12 protein-coding genes are annotated in these 13,434 nt (G+C 43.1%); 9 read left to right on the top strand and 3 right to left on the bottom strand.

Annotated features, from left to right (window positions below; translation table 11 throughout):
* Positions 1-211: 211 nt before the first annotated feature.
* From H6G26_RS23925 to H6G26_RS23915, 3 genes are all read right to left on the bottom strand, one after another.
* Entirely contained in the window at positions 212-1,411 is a 1,200-nt protein-coding gene (locus H6G26_RS23925; RefSeq protein WP_190731820.1) for a hypothetical protein, read from the bottom strand.
* A 112-nt stretch (positions 1,412-1,523) separates the two neighbouring features.
* The gene (locus tag H6G26_RS23920; protein WP_190731818.1) at positions 1,524-3,098 is read right to left on the bottom strand and encodes a hypothetical protein; all 1,575 of its coding nucleotides are present in this window, start codon (positions 3,096-3,098) and stop codon (positions 1,524-1,526) included.
* A 377-nt stretch (positions 3,099-3,475) separates the two neighbouring features.
* A complete protein-coding gene (locus H6G26_RS23915) occupies positions 3,476-3,730 on the bottom strand; it encodes a hypothetical protein (protein WP_109013241.1) in 255 nt (84 codons plus the stop codon).
* 290 nt (positions 3,731-4,020) lie between these two features.
* On the opposite strand from H6G26_RS23915, the gene H6G26_RS23910 reads away from it, so the two are divergent.
* From H6G26_RS23910 to H6G26_RS23865, 9 genes are all read left to right on the top strand, one after another.
* A complete protein-coding gene (locus tag H6G26_RS23910; RefSeq protein ID WP_190731816.1) occupies positions 4,021-4,620 on the top strand; it encodes a hypothetical protein in 600 nt (199 codons plus the stop codon).
* Between the two features lie 76 nt (positions 4,621-4,696).
* On the top strand, positions 4,697-5,029 hold the full coding sequence (locus H6G26_RS23905; RefSeq protein WP_190731814.1) for a hypothetical protein: 333 nt from the start codon (positions 4,697-4,699) through the stop codon (positions 5,027-5,029).
* A 21-nt stretch (positions 5,030-5,050) separates the two neighbouring features.
* Positions 5,051-5,377 (top strand): hypothetical protein, encoded by a 327-nt coding sequence (locus H6G26_RS23900; protein WP_190731812.1) that lies wholly within the window; start codon positions 5,051-5,053, stop codon positions 5,375-5,377.
* Entirely contained in the window at positions 5,370-5,585 is a 216-nt protein-coding gene (locus tag H6G26_RS23895; protein ID WP_069074056.1) for a hypothetical protein, read from the top strand. The genes H6G26_RS23900 and H6G26_RS23895 overlap by 8 nt, the downstream gene beginning before the upstream one ends.
* Before the next feature lie 158 nt (positions 5,586-5,743).
* Complete coding sequence (locus H6G26_RS23890) at positions 5,744-6,133, top strand: hypothetical protein (protein ID WP_190731809.1); 390 nt, start codon at positions 5,744-5,746, stop codon at positions 6,131-6,133.
* Positions 6,134-6,193: 60 nt separating this feature from the next.
* A complete protein-coding gene (locus H6G26_RS23885; RefSeq protein ID WP_190731807.1) occupies positions 6,194-7,669 on the top strand; it encodes a hypothetical protein in 1,476 nt (491 codons plus the stop codon).
* A gap of 983 nt (positions 7,670-8,652) precedes the next feature.
* A complete protein-coding gene (locus H6G26_RS43875; RefSeq protein WP_190731806.1) occupies positions 8,653-11,832 on the top strand; it encodes an FG-GAP repeat protein in 3,180 nt (1,059 codons plus the stop codon).
* A gap of 296 nt (positions 11,833-12,128) precedes the next feature.
* Positions 12,129-13,004 (top strand): hypothetical protein, encoded by an 876-nt coding sequence (locus H6G26_RS23870; protein WP_242053844.1) that lies wholly within the window; start codon positions 12,129-12,131, stop codon positions 13,002-13,004.
* Positions 13,005-13,122: 118 nt separating this feature from the next.
* A partial coding sequence (locus H6G26_RS23865; RefSeq protein WP_190731804.1) for a hypothetical protein occupies positions 13,123-13,434 on the top strand: 312 nt, incomplete at its 3' end.

The raw sequence follows: 13,434 nt of genomic DNA, 5'->3' as shown, positions 1-13,434 counted from the left end.
CTCTCAAAGAATTCTTCAAAATTTAGGCACGTATCCTAACTTTGTGTGCAATAACTACTTATACCCTAAAAAGAGTAATTTATAGTGTGACATCTATGATTACAGCAAAAAATTCATTAAATACCAACGCTAAAGAAATATTGCTAGAGGCAGCATGGCGTTCTTGATAGCAACAAGTGCGGAAATATGCAGTTAATTGACATAGTAATTATTACCCATTCCAGTCCACCAACACCCCATCAACACAAGCAATTCCCCATTGCGGAAATTTCACAAGCAACTTCTTGATCACAATCTGCAAAGCCGGATCGTCATTCCAGCATTCTTGCAAGAAGTCAAAGCCCGGATTCTCCCCTGAATTTGCTGCTCGATTTAGTTTCTCCCTTCTTACAGGTCGCGCATTTGCCCTTGCAACTATTGCTTCATGTGACCATTTTTCAGCGTTGGTGACAGACGCGGCGGAACTTTCACCTTCATGATCTGCTTTGATTCCTACACCTGAAACTGAATTTTCAACCAACAACGAAGCGAGATTACCTGATTCTACTTGCCCCTGTGGTTGATCTGCGATCGCAGAATTTAAAGATTTTTCACTTTGAGAGACGGGCGCGGCGGAACAAGTACCTTCATGAGGGAATATCGCTTCAACACCACAATCCTGCTTTTCAGCCAACAACGAAGCAGGTTGACTTGGTGCAGCATCCACAAGCGTTAGCGTCGTACAGTCCGTTACCGCAGGTAACTCTTCTTCCTTCTCTGACACGCTTTGAACAGACTGAGGCGACGCGCCCCTTAAGGGCGCGTGAGCCGTCTCCTCCTTACGCGAAATCTGTATAAGCGTGTCAGAGACACAGCTAACGAACTCTTTTGAAGAGTTCGTTAGCTGTTCCTGAGCAGTTCGTGAGGTTTCCTGGAATCTTTGCTCTGGCTGACTTTGACCTAAAATAGGTGCTTGATTCAAAGCACCCATTTCTTCAGAGCCAGCATCTTTCTCTGAATCCCCAGCATTTGGTTCTCGTTTTTTAGCATCTGGTTGCTGATTAAGAGAATTAGCTTTCTCCCAGAACTCCTTCATCCGACTGCCATGCAAATTTTTCACCATCCAGCTAGCCGTTTCCCTACCATCTTGAATCGACTTGTCAGGTTTGAAGATGAATAGCCCACTTTCAGAAAGAATTTTCTTTGCAGAGATAAAAGTACTGTACCCCAAAGCACTTGTTAGCGGCATCCACCGGGAACCATAGGGATCAGCCGTCCAGCATTCCTGCCACATTTGCGTAACTGAAGGCTTTTGCTGCGATGCCCACAGCAAATCTTCAATGGGAATAATCACATGAAGCCTTTTATACGGTGACTGTGGTTTAGTGGCAACAGCCTTTTTGGACTTGGGACAGGTAATGGTTGCAGTCATTTTACAATCTCCTGTTTATGTTGAGGCACGGAAATTTCCCCCTCTGTGATTGTGGGGCTTGCTATTTCCTATTTGGTTGTCTAAAGAATTACTGGTATGGGCAACAGATCAGTTAGCCTTGCCAGAATCGTAACTCGTCTCGGAAGTACCTATCAGTTTTCTTGGACTGGTTTCGCCAATGATCCCAAGCAACTACTAACTCTTCGCCCAAATCCTCTACAACCTCACCCCTCTGTACATACAAAGTGCGGTATGGGTCAGCGTGAGCAACGATAGAACCGATGCCAATGGTGTCTGGTTGAGAGGATGCTTTCTGGAGAGCAGTAATTAAATCAGTCTCTTGGGTGGTCAATTCCGCCAAATAATCTGATTTAATCACCTCGTACTCTTGGGCAACATCCCAAAACTCCTGCCACGTACACCCAGGTTTTGCAAGTACCTGCCGGATATCACTAACCGCCTGGGGCAACATTTCCAACTGCTCGGCTCGATATGCGATCGCAGTTGGTGTCGGCTCACTCCCCAGGATTATCGCCGCAGCTTCGAGCGCTTGGGCGTTGTTCATAGCACTGGCAAGATTCTTCAACGCCATACCCATAAGTCGTAAGCATTCTTGGGCGTTCTCCTTGGGTGGTTCCTGCGCTAGCGATCGCAGATCAATGGTTTTCTCCAAGGCTTGTTTCACCTGCTTGTTCAACGCTTTAGTCGCTTGCTGGGTCATGGTATTCCCCCATTGTTGGGAAGGGCGCTGTTCTACGGCGTGTTCTAATTCCTGAATGCGCTGCTGGAGTTGCTGATTTTCGGCCTCCAGTTTCCGTAACCCCTCCATCTCCGAGAGCCGTTGCTGCAACTGGATATTTTCTTCTTTCTGTTGCTTAAAGAGTTTTTGTAAGGATTCTACCTGCTCTTTAGTTTGTTCTTCGGCTCTGGCATTAGCCTCTGTTTGTAGCCCAATTCTCAATTCCTGGGAAAGTCGCTCTAACTCCTGTTTATGGCGTTCTTCAATAGCAGCGATCGCTTCAGAATATTCTGCGGGGTAAGTGCGCTCTCTGGGGAATGGAACGCTTGGGGCATCCAAATCAGCATTGTTGATCAACAACCTCTCACCATCAGCAAAAGTGACAATCTGCTGCCAGTGATTCGGTGCGTCTGCCTCAATCACTCCCGACTCCCCATAACGGGCATGTTCTGGTGATGAAACAGTCACAGAATTACACAATTGCGTTTTGGGGTTTTCGGTTTTTGCGGCGCGTTTAACCGTTGGTGCAACCTGCTGGACTGCTTTGGCAAAATCGGCGGCAGTTGGGAAGGGTTTTTCTTTCGCTGCGATCGCAACAGCTTGCTCTAACTTGTCAGGAGTTTTGACCAGACGGAGTAGGGATCGGGTTTGAGATGGTTTAGTGATCTTGCCCCTCAAATCTTCAGGTAAAGTTTCAACCACTCGCTTGGCTGCAAATAAATCTTTAACCTTGCGATATCCCCCGTGTTTGGTCAATTCCTTTTCGCAGTAGTCTTCAAAGCTAGTATATCTACCATCTCGGTAATATTTGTTATCTCGCATCAACCGCAGTTCATCCGATACCTGCCACTCAAATCGGTCTATGGCGGCGAAGGTTTCCTGAATGCTGATGTTGAGATTGCTGTAGTCAATGGCTGAGGTTGTTTCGGAACAGTTTAGTGTCAGCATTGTTTCACCTTTATATGCTGTATATACAGGCAAAAAACATAGTCAGCGTGTTTGGGATTATGACACTGTTGCACCAGAAGCACCGCCAACCATACTTGGCAATTAGATCCAGTCTTTTACGGCGTTTTTGACTTATTGTTAGCCGCTTATATAGGCGAACGAAATTTGCCCCCATTGTGGACAGGGGATTTTGTATTGTTGAAACCATTTGGACTCCGAAAATAAGCCGGATTATGATTAATGTATTAACATTAGCAAAATTGTTAATACAAATCAACCTATCAAAAAACAAACCAGCTAAGTTTCCCTAGCTGGTTTGTCGCTTATTGCCTTAGTAACTTGCTCTCGCCATTGCCTGAGAGTACTATTCTCTTCTCTCAGGCGGCGGATTCCCCCAACATTTCGTACTGCTGTTGTTGCCACTGCATAAACTGCTGCTTCATTTCGGCGACTTCTGATTTTAGCTTTACTAACTCTGGATCAAGCTCATTTACTGGCTTTTCAGCTAAATAAGAATCAATAAAATCCATTAACAACTTGGATACAGAGGTATTGCTAGCTTTGGCTTTATTCATAAAAGCCTCTTTCTTATCTTCAGAGATCCTAATAATTATCTGTTTGTCTGCTGCCATCTCAATTCTCGTTGTTTATAACTTTCAACTTACACGCTATCAATAGCAAGTTGTATTAGCAAGTGTATAAACATAGCTTATCAACTTCCAGGACATACATCATCTAACCGTATTAACAATGTATTGACAAAAGTATTAACAAAATTGTATCTTAGATTTATGGGATAAACAAAGCGGTTTCACAAATCAGCTTTTATTTGCTCAGATCAAAAGGTGATCACTCCCCGTCCAAAGTTTGTGATCACCCTCTGTAAAAACCTAACCCCATATAGAGGCAGGAGATCCTCATTATGACGCAATCTGTTTACACACAACAAGCACCCTCAAGCTTTAAACTCAATCAAACAATAATTGCAAATACTCCCTTCAAAGACGAGCAAGCCCTCGCCCAAGCAGAACTATACAGCCACATCGAATCCCAAGCCGAAGCTGTAGCGCCAACCAAAGACCCCCTAACATCTCGTGACCGCCGCATCATTGGCGAGATTATTCAAGTCGAACCGGAATCTGTTCGTACTATCTGGTTGGAAGGTGGGATTACATTATGGGTACGGTTCGTAAACGGTGGCTGCTTGCCCTTTGACCGGGACTGGTTTGCAAAAAGAGTTGCAGAGGTTAAAGCGACACTTCCAGAAACTCCATTAGAGCGCAATGAACGCCTCAGCGATGAATTAGAAGAAGCTTGTGTCAAGTTCAACCTGTGGCATCCCCAGATTGATTGGTTATCCTTCAGTACTAAACTTTACCGAAATAATCAGCTAGTAGGCTACATCGGTTGCAATTACCAAGGCTGGTATTCCAGGCCCCGCACATACGGCATGAACAGATTCGCATCGAGTGCAGAAGAAGCGATTACGTTTTTGGGAGTCCGACCAGCTGTAGCAGCGTAACCACTGACATTAAAAGGGCGATTGCACATCAAGAATTGTAATCGCCTCTACAGTGTAATAGGTAACAAACATCACAATGGCATACACCACAGAAACTACGCCCTCTCTTCAAGTAGCCGAGTTGGATGATTCACCAGAGAAAATTTTTCTACCGCCAACAGACCCGAATGCAGAGGTTATCGAAATCCCTGGTTACACGCTCGTTTACGTCAATGGAGCCTGCCCCAAGAATTATCGAGTGTACAAAGTTGATTCGATGATTGGGGTGATATTTCAGTATATTACCTACTGGTCTAACGCTATGGATCAGATTCGGTACGCCCAGGCAGAAGAAGCAGCAGTTGGGTTGGATGACTTCATGAAAGTAGCAAACAAATCCAGAGTTACAGATAAAGCCATAGCAGCATAGTCAACTTCAGCAATTACAACCATGCAACCAACAATCACCATTCCACACGGTTGGAAATACCCCCGATTCACTTTAGGACAACGTACAGAGCAGGGAATTATCATCGGCATCAAGTATTACCCAAGCGATAGTCTTTTAGCATACGAATATGGCGAAGGCTGGCGGTACATCGTCATGCCTGACATCAATTCCATTGATGAAGGAAATCACTTAGAGAACGAGATTAAATTACTGACACCGCAGGAATTGAGAGCAGAGATTCAGGCTGAAATAGAACAATGTCTACGCCAACTTGAACTGCTTAAGTACGAATTAAAAGCAATTCCTGGAGGCATAGCTGATGGCTAAATCGCCCAAAAACTGCTCTGACCTCACGGCTGCTAGCTTGCTGCTTTTCTTACGCCGCTATGGTGGTTCTGCTCCTTTGCACAGCATTAATTTCTCACGAACAGTAATCCAATCATTACTCGATAGAGAACTAGTACGAGTCCAGAATACCAAACACGGTTTTTTGCTGACAATTACACAAGATTCTGACAAATTGCCGACTAACTAAATCCATTAACTCATTCAAACAAACACAGCCATCACTTTGTACACATGGAAACCATCAAAATCAACAACAGAGGTAATTGATAACAAACAAAGGCGATTCAGCTTTGAGTCGCCACTAGCCTAAATATTCAATTTATCAGTAACTATGGAGGTCAACAAATGAAGAAAAAATGGACTCCCCAAGAGTTAGAAATTCTTGAAGAGATGTCTGAAGCTTATACACCTAAACAGATAGCATACAGACTCAGAAGGCGAGGCTATTATCGCACAACTTTAGCTGTTCATAAAAAGCTGTATGCGTTGGGTTATGCTGCACGTCCTACTCTCGATAACTATAGTTGTAATCAAATTGCTCAAGCTCTCTCCTTAAACCCCTGTACTGTAGCTAAATGGGTAAAACGAGGATGGCTCAAAGCTATTCGGCGTTCTGCAACTAATTACCTAGTTAAGAGTCGGGATTTAAAACGGTTTTTCAAAAATCCTCCGCAATCAATTAAAAAGCGCATTTCAAGGATAGATCCGCAGATTATTCGGTATTTAGTGGGATAGCCACTTTTGCCATTGAAGCTGAGGGTTTTCAAAGATAAGACAACTAATGAGGCGAAATAAATGCCCACTCTCACGTATATTAAAGGATTGCCAACTCCAGCAGAAGAATTAAATAGTTTAGGACTCACAGAGTTTGAGATGTTTTTGACTGCTTATAGTTCGGTATTCCATAAAGCAGCGTGTGAGACAGCTAATCACCTTTTAGCAGTAAATAGGTTCAATGATTCTAGTTGGAATACTCATTTACAGAAGACTTATGGCATATCAAAGCGACACGCCAATGGTGTAATCAGTCTTGCTCAAGGTGCGGTTAATGCCTCTAAACAACACCGTAATCTCCACATCAGAACACTGGAGGGAAAACTAAAATCACTCAACTCTTGGATTACCAAATCAGAGAAAAAGTTATCTGATTCTGTGAAGTTTTATGCTAAAAAGAACTGGTATAAGTCTAAAACAGGATGTCGCTTTCCATTATCCTGTTCTCTGAAATTTCGTAACACTAATTGGAATAATTTACGTTTTCAAATTCACCATAAAAAACGTCGAGCTTACAAATTAACTCAAAAACTCGAACACTTAAAAACTTCTCCAATTCAAACAGTTATTCCTAAAAATCAAGTATTTGTAGTTGGTTCCAAGGATGAAAGCTTTGGTAATCAAGTTTGTCAATGGGATGGTCATACTTTAAAATTCCGTGTCCCAGCTTGTCTAGAATCACGGTTTGGTAAACAAGTCATAACTAAGTTAGGCAACTTTGACCGCAATATCAACAGATTGCCCAAGGATGGAGCTAAAACATGGCATTTCTTTCGTAAGCACAACAAATGGAATGCAGCAGTACAATTTACACCAATATCAATCGGGCGTGTTTCTAAACATTCTGCTTACGGCTGTATTGGAATTGATATGAATCCTGGCTCCATTGGCTGGGCATACATTGATAAAGATGGTAATCTCAAATCTCATGGTCAAATCCCCCTACAGATGGGATTACCATCAGGCAAACAAGACGCTCAGATTGTTGATGCTTGCTTACAACTGGCGAGATTCGCTCACGCTTTCTGTTGTCCGATTGTTTGTGAAGAATTAGACTTTTCTAGCAAAAAAGAGCAACTAAGGGAATGTGGCAGAAAGTATGCTCGGATGCTTTCTGGTTGGGCGTATAGTCGTTTTTACAAATTACTAAAAAGTATTTCCAGCAATCGTGGCATTTACTTAATGAAAGTCAATCCAGCCTACACCAGTTTAATTGGTATGGTAAAGTATGCCCGACAATATGGGCTACCTTCGGACTGTGCAGCGGCGATCGCTATTGCACGGCGTGGTATGCGATTGACTGAAAATATTCCCGGCTCCATAACCGCCTATCTCTCCGTGAAGGATGGAAAGCACGTATGGAGCCTCTGGAACCAACTAAATAAATTAATTCGGAAATCTAGCATCAAGCGTCACAACTTCTATGCTATCTCTAACTGGGGGCCTTTGGTCAAGCGATTGTCAGAGCCATCTGGCAAAAGCAAGCTACTGCACTAAAGACGATTTCCTGAGAAGATAAACCGCTAACTTCTTTTTACATAGATTTGAGCTTTATTGCCCAGATATGCGTAGATTTTTATAAGCGGCGATCGCACCGCACAAACCAAGCATCAGCACCCGTGTTCAGACCTGTTACCACTAACGTCATCGGTGAACGTCGATTCACAGCACGATTGCTCGACGGCTGGACAGTTGGGCGCACTCACTCGGGGACAGAGACAAACTGGTGAAAACGGGATATTCGAGGCTAAGGATAATCTAGAGTTAAAATATGCCGAACAACCTTTGTACAAGCTATTCAGCCAAATATACTGAGCGTAGTTGCACAAGCGTCTACAAATGTTCTTTTTTCTTTCTAGAATATTTATAAAATCTTTTACTTCTATAGAAAGATCCTCTAAAAAGTGCAATGTGTATCGCGTATTAAGCTTATATAAAAATTTTAATTGGTAGTTGCAAAACTTGTTCGTAGCCTTACTATAACGGCACTAGGTCTATTGACAAATTTTATACTTTATAAGAGTATGTAAGTAATTTAACAGTTACGAAAGCATTTTTATGTTTTTAAGCTTAAATTAGTGGACTAGCCAGTACCTAAAGATTGCATTTACCTAATTTGTAATTAAATGTTCTAATCACGAATTTTGTAGATGCAAACTTTCTGTAACTTACTCTTAAAGCTTCCTAACCGCAACTAGCTTCTTAAATGAGGAAAAAGCTTAATTTTAGAGTTTAGGAACAGCAATCGCATGATTCATCGCCTTTATCGTTTATCTGATAGATCCTAAATTTTCTGATTTTAGAGTGAAATTTCAGATTTTCGTATCAACAACACTTTTCCAATTCGCCAGATCGAATTCTCTGGTGCCAGCGTAGTTTTCTAAAACGCAAAACCTCATCAAGTTTAAAGCTTTGTTCAGTTAATTGAAGAACTATACCAGTTTCCACTGGCTCCATTACAACAAACACAGGAGAAAATCATGGTTATTTCATCATTCACCGTTTCTTCTTTGAATGGCAAAAATGGCTTTGCCATCAACGGTATTGCTGCCGAAAATCGGTCAGGTTCGTCAGTTAGCAAAGCGGGAGACATCAATAGTGATGGCTTTGACGATGTGATTATTGCTGCGCCTTTTGCTGACCTTGAAGGGAAAGACTTTGTTGGACAAACCTATGTGGTATTTGGCGGAACGAATTTGGCCAGCAGTGGCACATTCAATCTCTCTTCTTTAAATGGCACTAATGGCTTTAAAATTAATGGTCTTGATTCTAATAACGGCTTAGGCTGGTCAGTTAGTAATGCCGGAGACATCAACAATGATGGCATTGACGACGTGATTATTGGGGCACCTTATGTTTCTCCAAATGGCAAATCTGGTGCTGGAGAAAGCTATGTGGTATTCGGAGGGACGAATATCGGTAGTGCCAGTAGTTTCGATCTCTCGTCCCTCAATGGCACTAACGGTTTCAAAATTAGCGGTATTGTTGCGAATGGTCTGTTAGGTGATTCAGTCAGCAATGCTGGGGATATCAACAACGATGGCGTTGATGACCTGATTATTGGGGCACCTAATGCCTCCGCCAATGGCAACTCTGCTGCTGGACAAAGCTATGTGATTTTTGGGGGGACGAATGTCGGTGGTGGTGGCAACTTCGACCTTTCATCCCTGAATGGCACTAACGGTTTCAAAATTAATGGTATTGCTGAGGATGACAACTCAGGTGATTCAGTCAGCAGTGCAGGAGATATTAATAACGATGGCATCAATGACCTAATAATTGGGGCATATCGCGCTGACCCTAACTTCAACGATGTTGCTGGGCAAAGCTACGTAGTATATGGGGGAGCGAATGTAGGTAGCGGCGGCATCCTGAATCTCTCTTCTTTAGATGGCATTAATGGCTTTATCATCAACGGTATCGATTTTGATGACGCATTAGGCATTTCAGTCAGTAATGCCGGAGACATCAATAATGATGGCATTGACGACCTGATTGTTGGGGCGTGGAGTGCTGACCCCTTATTTGTAGATGAAGGGCAAAGCTATGTGGTGTTTGGGGGGACGAATGTTGGCAGTGGCGGTGTCTTCAACCCTAGTTCTTTAAATGGCACTAATGGTTTTCGCATCAATGGAATTAATGCTCTTGGTTACTTAGGTTACTCAGTTAGCAGTGCAGGGGATGTTAACGATGATGGTATTGACGACCTGATTGTTGCGGCCTTTGGTGCTTCTCCTAATGGGAATTTTAATGCTGGACAAAGTTATGTGGTGTTTGGGGGGGCGAGTGTTGGCAGTAGCGGTACCGTTGACCTTTCGTCCTTGAATGGTATTAACGGCTACGCTATTAATGGTACGGGTGGTGAATTCGGTAGATCGGTCAGTGACGCGGGAGATATTAATGGTGATGGTATTGGCGACGTAATTATTGGCGCTTTGAATGCTTCGCCTAATGGCATCCCTCAAACTGGACAAAGCTATCTTGTTTATGGCAGTGCTACGCCTAGCCTCGACTTGAACGGGACTTTTGAAAGCGACAACTTGATTGGCACTTCTGCCAACGAAGTTATTAACGGACTCGGTGGTGATGATACTTTAACAGGTAACAGTGGAAATGACACCTTTGTTATTAGTCAAAGCACTTCTAGCACCTTTATTAGTTCAATAGATTATATAATCACTGATTTTGGCGGTGTTGGCACTGGGTCAAATCCGTCAACAGGGGTAATTGCCTCCTTCGACACATTGCAATTTATAGGGGGCTTTGATTTGACTGCCAGAAACCTGGAACTAACTCAAAATGGCAATGACTTGAAAATCAGCTTTGAAAACGTAGTTGATATCAAAGTCACTCTGCAAAACTTTCAATTAGAAAACCTGAATAGCTTGCCTGCTTCGGCAGGAAAACCTGCAATCAGCAATATCACATTTTTTAACGGATTTGAACCCTTGGTTGGTGACAGCTTTGATGTGATTAATGCCAAATCCACCCAAACTACGGTATTCAACAAAAACACTGTTACTTTCTTGAATGATTTAAATAATAACATCAAAGGTTTTGCTCACTCTAATGATGTGATTAATGGTCAAGGAGGTAACGATAAAATCGACGGGTTAAGTGGTGACGACCTGCTGCGGGGTGGTGCTGGCAATGATACTTTAGTTGGAGATGCTGGCAATGATACTTTAGTTGGAGGTGCTGGCAATGATACTTTAGTTGGAGGTGCTGGTAACGAGCGCTTTACTATCCGACTAGGCGATGGACATGATACCATCACTGGCTTTGGCGGTGTGGGTACTGGGTCAAAACCATCGGCGGCGGCAATTGCTTCTTATGATACGTTGCAATTTTCTGGTGATGGCTTAATTGCGAGGAATCTGCAACTCACTCAAAATGGCAATAACTTAGAACTTACCTTTGAAAACGTAGCTGATACCAAAGTCACTCTGCAAAACTTTCAGTTACAAAACTTGGGTAATTTCCCTGGATCTCGAACGGAACCAGACTATCAAAATATTATATTTAACCAAACTTTTCCTATTGATAGCTTTGATGTCTTCAATGGTAACTGGAATTCTAACAGCATTTTGCGTCGCAACACCGTTACCTTCCTCAATGACCTGAACAGTAACATTGCAGGTTTTGACAACTCCAATGATGTAATTAATGGTCAGGGAGGTAACGACAAAATCGACGGCTTAAGTGGCAATGATTTGTTGCGGGGTGATGGTGGCAATGATACCCTTATCGGCGGTGCGGGCAATGATACTTTTGTTGGTGGTGCTGGCAACGATGTTCTCACCGGTGGTGCGGGTGCTGACTCTTTTGTTTACAATACCAATGCTGCTTATAACAGTACTGCTATAGGTACAGATGCGATCGCTGACTTCACACATTCCCAAAATGACAAAATTGTTCTGGATAAGACTACCTTTAGTGCAATTACTTCTAATGCCGAAACAGGTTTCACTAATGCCAGCGATTTTGCAATCACATCTTTAGGGGCACTCAGCAGTGCTGTCATTGTCTACGACTCTGTGACCGGACAGTTATTTTACAATCCTAACGGTAGCGCTGTTGGTTTCGGTAATGGTGGTGTATTTACAACTCTCAAAAATGCGCCGACTCTCACCGCTTCTGATTTTGTGGTGCAAACTTAATATTAACCTGAATTCGATGTACAGGATTTTGACCTCACCCCCAGCCCCTCTTTTTGAAGGAGAGGGGAGTAAAAAGCCTAATTTTTCGTTACTCCTCCCTCTCCTCGCAGGCTACGGTGTACACACAAGTCGATAAATCCCTACCTGAAACTTGGTTTCGTCGTCCTAGCTCTAAAATTAGGGGGATAAATAGAGTTTCAAGTTGCCCAAAATTTGGGGATTTATCGCAAACTAAAGAGTTGAAACCCTTGCGGATTATCCCTGTTGTGTCACTTTAGTTCGAGCGTTTTGAGTTATTGCTAAGTCAGCAGATTGAAGCAGCGATCGCGGCAGGGGTCTATGAGATGGGTGTGGAAACTTTACGGGCTGAACGGTTTACTGTTGAGAGCCAGGAAGCTGTATATACTCATGCTCAAACTGGTAGCGTCACCAATTACTTGAAAGTGGAACGCACCCAAAGGAACCACATCAAAACTGCTGACGAGATGTTAGAGTTCGCCACTCAATATCAAGGAATGCTCATGATCAATTCCAAGTCTGGTAATGCTGCTGTGTCAATTCCGACACATAGTATCTACGACGCTGATGGTGGTGTTGTACCAAGAGTGTTACTCGTCCGTCCCCAAAAAGAAACCCGTATACCAGTCAAGGATTTAGAATCTTCTACTTGGAAAACGGTTTGTGTCGATGCGTTTGCTGCTGCTTGGTCGAAGGAAGTAGACGCACTGCCCAAGTTCACAACCGATTACCTGCATTTGGTAACTGGTATTCTCCTACCCATCTGGAAAATCCTGCCACAGCAAAATAGTCGAGTATTCCGACTGCAAACCAGCGATGGACAAAAGATTCTCGGTCGGGTGGTGAATGCTCACGACATTCAAACCGTGCGCGAACAACTTGGACTCAGGAACCAGCTGCTTTCTCCAGAAGAACTTGTGAAGCTGGTACTCAACGAGAGATATACACAGCAGTTGCCAGGTGGTGTAACCTTGCGACGTTCTTTCGTTGCTGGTGAACCTCGCATAGAACTGGTTAATGCTATCTCACTGGCAGAGCGGCTTTTAGCTGCTGGATGTTTCACCGAGATCATCAACTGGAAAAAGCGGGTATTCATTCCAGTTTCAGACAAAGCACCAGCTATTCTAACGGCTGTGATTGAAATCTTGGGGTAATTTTCAACCTCAAAGACCCAGATAAAATGGCTGGGTCTTTTTTACCCTCAAAAAATTAATAATCGCCTTGGCAAGCGCTCCGCGAGGGATTGATGAAATTCTTGTGGAGAAATCAATTATGGCTAAGAAAGACTTCACACCCGCCCAAGCCGTTGAGTTGTACATTGGCAACTATCGGTTTGATGCTATCAGAATAGAGCAGACGAAAGAGTACCGCATGTCTCAAAATCAAATCCTTTCAATAATTGGTATCAATCGTAACTGGCTAATCACGTTACCTTTTAAAGCACCCAAAGTCTATCAAAACCTTGTAGAACAAGGACTAAATCATGTTACCCTTTTTGCGGAATATACTGTCAATGGCGTGGGAACCCGTGCTGAAACTATATCAGTAAGGGATGCCAGAATAATCTGGCGCTATTTCGACACG

The organism is Nostoc sp. FACHB-888, from assembly GCF_014696655.1.
Taxonomy (GTDB): domain Bacteria; phylum Cyanobacteriota; class Cyanobacteriia; order Cyanobacteriales; family Nostocaceae; genus Nostoc.
Note: the sequence above shows the minus strand (reverse complement) of the source record. Positions and strands in the feature narration are given on the sequence as shown.

Bases quoted from the DNA above. Each gene is read 5' to 3' on its own strand.
- H6G26_RS23925 (WP_190731820.1), bottom strand. From the start codon at position 1,411: ATGACTGCAACCATTACCTGTCCCAAGTCCAAAAAGGCTGTTGCCACT.
- H6G26_RS23920 (WP_190731818.1), bottom strand. From the start codon at position 3,098: ATGCTGACACTAAACTGTTCCGAAACAACCTCAGCCATTGACTACAGC.
- H6G26_RS23915 (WP_109013241.1), bottom strand. From the start codon at position 3,730: ATGGCAGCAGACAAACAGATAATTATTAGGATCTCTGAAGATAAGAAA.
- H6G26_RS23910 (WP_190731816.1), top strand. From the start codon at position 4,021: ATGACGCAATCTGTTTACACACAACAAGCACCCTCAAGCTTTAAACTC.
- H6G26_RS23905 (WP_190731814.1), top strand. From the start codon at position 4,697: ATGGCATACACCACAGAAACTACGCCCTCTCTTCAAGTAGCCGAGTTG.
- H6G26_RS23900 (WP_190731812.1), top strand. From the start codon at position 5,051: ATGCAACCAACAATCACCATTCCACACGGTTGGAAATACCCCCGATTC.
- H6G26_RS23895 (WP_069074056.1), top strand. From the start codon at position 5,370: ATGGCTAAATCGCCCAAAAACTGCTCTGACCTCACGGCTGCTAGCTTG.
- H6G26_RS23890 (WP_190731809.1), top strand. From the start codon at position 5,744: ATGAAGAAAAAATGGACTCCCCAAGAGTTAGAAATTCTTGAAGAGATG.
- H6G26_RS23885 (WP_190731807.1), top strand. From the start codon at position 6,194: ATGCCCACTCTCACGTATATTAAAGGATTGCCAACTCCAGCAGAAGAA.
- H6G26_RS43875 (WP_190731806.1), top strand. From the start codon at position 8,653: ATGGTTATTTCATCATTCACCGTTTCTTCTTTGAATGGCAAAAATGGC.